The sequence below is a fragment of the Novosphingobium sp. ERN07 genome, assembly GCF_012641335.1.
Classification (GTDB): Bacteria; Pseudomonadota; Alphaproteobacteria; order Sphingomonadales; family Sphingomonadaceae; genus Novosphingobium.
The window spans coordinates 1-5,025 of record NZ_JABAID010000050.1 but is presented as its reverse complement, the minus strand read 5'-3'; the positions used below and the strand labels follow the sequence as shown (position 1 = coordinate 5,025).

The window sequence follows — 5,025 nt, the reverse complement described above, 5'->3', positions numbered from 1 at the left end:
GATCGACACGTCCATGCCCAGTTCGCCCGCGTCACGCAGCCGCCCGCGCGCGGCGTCATTGAGCTCGCGCACTTCGTCATTGGTGTGGGTGAGGATGATCCGCGTATCGCCGGGGCTGGTCTGCCGGTCACGATCCCAGCGGTCGATCAGTTGGCCGCGCGCGGCATCGCGCGTATCGGCAGTATGCACCATTCCCCGTTCGCCATAGGCCTGAATGGCAAGACCGGTGCGCCCGGTGGCAAGGTGCCGCGTGGCGTCCTGCTGCCAGCCTTCATGCTGGCGGCGCACTTCACTGATTTCTACGCCGCCGTGCCGTTCATGGATCGCACGGAAGGCCGCGCCCGCCTCGATGGCCTGCAACTGCTGCGGGTCACCGACGAGGACAACTTTTGCACCGGCATTGCTCGCATGGGACAGGACACGCTCTATCTGGCGTGTGCCGACCATGCCCGCTTCATCGATCACCAGCACATCGCGCAGCGTGAGCAATTCGCGGCCCTGGCCCCACTGGTGCTCAAGGCTGGCAATGGTACGCGAGACAATGCCGGACCCATGCTCCAGCCCTTCGGCGGCAATGCCGGACAGCGCGGCACCGCGTACGGTATAGCCCGCCCTCTCCCAGGCCTCCCGCGCAACGCCAAGCATCGCACTCTTGCCGGTTCCAGCATAGCCGACCACGACACTCAGGCCCCGCGCACTGGTCACATGCTCGAACGCCGCTCGTTGCTCGCCGGAGAGCACAAGCGCCCGTTCACGCGCTTGCCCCATTGCCCTCTCCCGACCGGCCTCGCTGACATCATGGCGCTCGCCCAGTGCCATCGCTGCCGTCGCGCGTTCGAGGCGATGTTCGGTCTCGATCATGGCCCGCGAGGTGAAGCGATCTTCGCCGCGCCCGTCCTTGCCCAGCGCGATGAAGTCAGGCGATGCGCGCACCGCGCTCAGCGCTGCATCGAACTGGTCCTTCCCTTCGCTGTGGCGATGAACAAACATGGCAAGATCACGGGTGGTGAATGTCGCCTGGCTGTGCGTGATCGCATCCAGCGCGATGGCGGGATTGGCGATGATCCGATCGCCATTGCGCTGCGCGATCGCGCGGTGCTCTTCGATCCGCTCGGCTTCGAGCCCGCGCGCGCCCATGCGCGACGCGGCAGGGCCGATCTTGTCCTGCGGTTCAAGCGCAATGCCCTGCGCCTCCAGGCTGCGGTGATCGATCCGCGCGTCGATGTCGAGTTCGGCGAGGCGCTCGTTGACATATTCCGCCCAGCGCTCGCGCCATAGTTCAACCAGTTCGGTTCTGTTCCAGTCGCGCACTTTTGCGCCGAAGGCGGCCTTGCCATCACCGGCATCGCGAACCTCGCGCATGGTTAGCATGATATGCGCATGGGGCTTGGCCAGACCGTCCTTGCCGATATCCCAATGGACATTGAGATCGGCGATCATGCCGCGCGCAACAAACTCGGCCTTCACGAACTCGCGGACCAGCGCGATGCCCTGCTTCTTCGTCAACTCACGCGGGATGGCGAGTTCAACCTCGCGGGCAAGCTGGGCGTCCTTGCGCTTCTCGGCGGCCTCGACCGCGTTCCACAGCTTTTCCCGGTCGGCCAGGTGCTGCGGTGCGCCTTCGGGCAGGAGCACTTCGGAATGAACGACGCCCTCCTTGTTGGTGAAGTTGTGGACCCGGTCGAGGCGCTCGTCGCGCAGCTGCTCGGCAGCACGATAGGCTGCTGCGGCCACAGCGCTGCGCCCGCTCGACCGGCTGATGACTTTAACGGAGAGGTGGAAGATCGCCATGACGGCAATCCATTTACGCCATAATGCCGACGTCGGCACGACGTATAAGCGCGCCCTCCAAAGATTTCATCTATCTCGGGATGGCAGAATCTCAGGAGATTTCATGTAATTGCGACTAATCGGTCAACTCGATAACTGGGATGTCCTCGAAGTTCAACGAAGGACATCTGCCATGCGCAAGCCCCGTGATTTTGATGCTGAGCTCAAGTCTCTCAACGACAAGGCAAAGCAACTCAAGGCCAGAAAGCAAAGCCAGCTTGGTGAGCTGGTTCAGGCAACCGGCGCCGATGCGCTCGGCATGGAAGAACTCGCCGGGGCCTTGCTGGCGGCAGTCGCTGCCGAGCATGCGACGCGGGAGGCGTGGCGCAAGCGGGGCGCTGCCTTCTTTCACAGGGAAGGCGCGGGCACTGGCGGTGCTGCTGGCGTCGAGCACGGCGGCACTGCGAAGGACGCAGGCAGCCCGCAACCGCCTGCTGGCGGTGCAGGCGCGTCATGATACCCGGGAGTGGCAGGTGAAGCGGCGCGAGCGCACGCGGCATCTGATCGAGCTCGGCGGACTCGTCGTCAAAGCCGGGATCGTCGAGCTGGTCGATGACGATCGCGCCGTGATCCTGGGGCTGCTGGTCGAGGCCGCCGTTCGATTGCGCGGTGACAGCCGCGAGCAGGTGCTGACGCTGTGGCGGCGGCGGGGCCGGCGGGCTTTCGCAGAAGCGGCCGATGGGAAAAGCGAGTGAGCAGGTCCGCAGCGCTGGCGGCGGATTGTGAATTGCCCGGCGCATGGATCAAGCTGGGTGCGACACCCAGTCGTCTCGCATCGGCGCCCCGATCAGCCCGCTTCGCGCGCGGTCGCCTCAAGCTGCGCGATACGCTCCGAACAGATTTCGTGCACGACGTGGCCAAGGTCCTCGACCCGTTCCCCGAGCCAGGTCAGCTCTTCTGCGCTGATCCGGTAATGCTTGGCGTAGCGCGCCTTGACGTAGGCGTCCTTGAGCTTTTCGAACATCGCGCGCTGCTTGCGGTTGTCCTTTGGCCAGACGTGCGTCAGCCGCGCGTCGAGGCGTTCGGCTTGCGTGCGCAGGAAAGCGAGGTTGTGATTGTGGGGGGAGTAGAAGCAGGCCGTGAGCAAGAGGCAGTGATAGAGCCGTTCAGCTGCCTGATGTAGCTCAAATGCCGCTTTCTTAAACCGCTCGCGCTCTAGATTTGCGCGGAAGTCATCAAAAAATTCCCCGAAGCTCGGATACCACTCCTCAAAATACTCCCGCGCCATAGCCAGCGCCGCGTGCGGCGTCTTCGGCTTGGGCTCGTGCAGTTCGGTGTCATCGCTCTCGTAAAGCGCGATGCCATCGCGGGCGATGTCCATGAAGAAATAGCGCCCCTGGGCAAGCCCCTCGTTCACCTCGCCAAGCGTGTGAACGATAAAATTGACCGGCGTCTTGATCGTGCCGGTGATGCCATACTCGCGCATCAGCCGGTCATCGACCTTGGCCCAGAATTTGACCCGGTCAGTGAGCCGCTTGTCGTTGACGATGATCAGAAGATCATAGTCCGACTTGTAGCCCTTGGCGGTGTGCGGCTCGTCGATCCATGTGCCCCGCGAATAGGAGCCGTAGAGGATGACCTTGAGAACGCGGCCCTTCTTCTTCCAGTCGAGGCTGGCAAGCGCAAAAGCATCTTCGAATTCCTCGAAGATGAGCTGCAGAACGCGCTCGAGCTCGCGCTGCTTGTTGGCGGGAAGATGGTCAAGATCGCTGCGCATGAGGCCTGCTACCCTGTCGGCTCGATCACACGATGGCAAGTCCCTGGGGCGGACCTCATGAGCGGACGAGCCATCGCACGATCCCTGGGTTTACCACAGCCGTCGCCACCACGGTTCGGGCTCGTGCAATGTACGCACCAATATGCGCAGCGCCTGGGCAAATTCTGCCTCGACCCTCTCGGCGCTGATCGCATGCCTTCTGGCCAGCTCGGCGTAACTCGTGGTCTCGAAACGCATGGCCCAGAAGATCGCGCGCTGGCGCTCGGTCATCCGGCGCAGGGCACGGCGTCCCCGTCGCTGAAAGACGCGGGGTGGAAGCGCAGCGCTCATGACCGCACCTCGTAGCCCGAGAGGATAAAGTCCGCCGCCTTGCTGGCAGCGCTTGCGGCCCGGAAGATGGCCTTCTCATCCCCGCGAAGCACGGCCAGCCACGCGCCGATATAGTCCGCATGCCGCACGGTGGGCTCGATCCCGAGCGCGGCGCATGTAAACGCTGCGGTCATCTCGGCGGTCAGCTCTTCCCTGATGTACGGAGCCGAACCGAACCTGCCCGATTGATCGCGGTTCAGGCGGCTTGTGTGGCCGCTGTGATGCCCGATCTCATGAAGCGCTGTCCGGTACCAGTTTACCGGATCATGAAACGCGGCCTGTGGTGGCACTTGCACATAGTCATGGACCGGGGAGTAAAAGGCTTTGCCGCCGCCAATGCGCAAGTCCGCGCCCGTTGCGGCAATCACCCGGTCCGCCTCGGCAATCGCCATGACCGGATCGGGCAGCGCAGCGCCTGTGGTCAGCTCTTCGGGCAGGCCTTCGCACTGATCCAGATTGAACACGGTGAAGCGCTTGAGGAAGGCAATCGTGCGCGCCTCGCGGTCTTCGCCCTGTGCCTTCTCGGCTTCGCTGCGTGGTGTGAAGCGGTCGGCATAGCAGATGGCCGTTCCCTTCTCCCCGCGCCGCACGTGACCGCCTGCCATCTCGGCCTGCCGGTACGTGAGCCAGCGTTGTGATCTAAAGCCCCGTTCGATCCCGGTCGCCCACAGGATCAGCACATTGATCCCCGAATAGTTCCAGCCCGACACTGCGTTCTGCGGCATCATGCACGGGCAGCGCGTGGCATCCCATGGCTGTACCCATGGCAACCTGCCCTCCTCCAGCTCAGTAATGATCCGCGATGTGACCTCACCATAGAGGCTCTGACGTTCAGTCTTGCTCATGTCTTCTTGACGCTCCTTCCTAAACCGCCGTGGACCGGCGCCAGGGTGGCGGGGGGCGGCAGGAGCGGACCGACAGCCCCGCCGGCAAAAGGCGGGGTGCACCCGAAGGGGCGAAACGCAGAAGGAGCACCCGGGCGCGCAGCGCACGGGTTGCACCCCGTCGAGGCGGGGCTACAGGGCCGTGACGCCCCCCGCCACGCAGGTGCCGAAGGCCAGACACCGCCGTGCCCAAAGGCATGGCGACCGCCAAAGGGATGCAAGGCA

6 protein-coding genes are annotated in these 5,025 nt (G+C 64.0%); 2 read left to right on the top strand and 4 right to left on the bottom strand.

Annotation, left to right across the window (positions count from 1 at the left end; genetic code table 11):
• The coding region (gene traA / locus HGI47_RS21965; RefSeq protein WP_168854881.1) for a Ti-type conjugative transfer relaxase TraA at window positions 1-1,791 on the bottom strand (1,791 nt) is incomplete at its 3' end.
• A 172-nt stretch (window positions 1,792-1,963) separates the two neighbouring features.
• Between traA and HGI47_RS21960 the strand changes: the two genes are divergently transcribed.
• Both HGI47_RS21960 and HGI47_RS21955 read left to right on the top strand, forming a co-directional pair.
• A complete protein-coding gene (locus tag HGI47_RS21960) occupies window positions 1,964-2,287 on the top strand; it encodes a conjugal transfer protein TraD (protein ID WP_168854880.1) in 324 nt (107 codons plus the stop codon).
• A 16-nt stretch (window positions 2,288-2,303) separates the two neighbouring features.
• Window positions 2,304-2,525 (top strand): conjugal transfer protein TraD, encoded by a 222-nt coding sequence (locus HGI47_RS21955; protein WP_370521828.1) that lies wholly within the window; start codon window positions 2,304-2,306, stop codon window positions 2,523-2,525.
• A gap of 92 nt (window positions 2,526-2,617) precedes the next feature.
• Here HGI47_RS21955 and HGI47_RS21950 read toward each other — a convergent pair whose 3' ends face one another.
• From HGI47_RS21950 to HGI47_RS21940, 3 genes are all read right to left on the bottom strand, one after another.
• Window positions 2,618-3,547: a HEPN domain-containing protein gene (locus tag HGI47_RS21950; protein WP_168854879.1), complete on the bottom strand. Its 930-nt coding sequence runs from the start codon at window positions 3,545-3,547 to the stop codon at window positions 2,618-2,620.
• Between the two features lie 90 nt (window positions 3,548-3,637).
• Window positions 3,638-3,877 (bottom strand): sigma factor-like helix-turn-helix DNA-binding protein, encoded by a 240-nt coding sequence (locus HGI47_RS21945; protein ID WP_168854878.1) that lies wholly within the window; start codon window positions 3,875-3,877, stop codon window positions 3,638-3,640.
• A complete protein-coding gene (locus tag HGI47_RS21940; RefSeq protein WP_168854877.1) occupies window positions 3,874-4,761 on the bottom strand; it encodes an ArdC family protein in 888 nt (295 codons plus the stop codon). The genes HGI47_RS21945 and HGI47_RS21940 overlap by 4 nt, the downstream gene beginning before the upstream one ends.
• Window positions 4,762-5,025 lie beyond the last annotated feature (264 nt).

Bases quoted from the DNA above. Each gene is read 5' to 3' on its own strand.
- HGI47_RS21960 (WP_168854880.1), top strand. From the start codon at position 1,964: ATGCGCAAGCCCCGTGATTTTGATGCTGAGCTCAAGTCTCTCAACGAC.
- HGI47_RS21950 (WP_168854879.1), bottom strand. From the start codon at position 3,547: ATGCGCAGCGATCTTGACCATCTTCCCGCCAACAAGCAGCGCGAGCTC.
- HGI47_RS21945 (WP_168854878.1), bottom strand. From the start codon at position 3,877: ATGAGCGCTGCGCTTCCACCCCGCGTCTTTCAGCGACGGGGACGCCGT.
- HGI47_RS21940 (WP_168854877.1), bottom strand. From the start codon at position 4,761: ATGAGCAAGACTGAACGTCAGAGCCTCTATGGTGAGGTCACATCGCGG.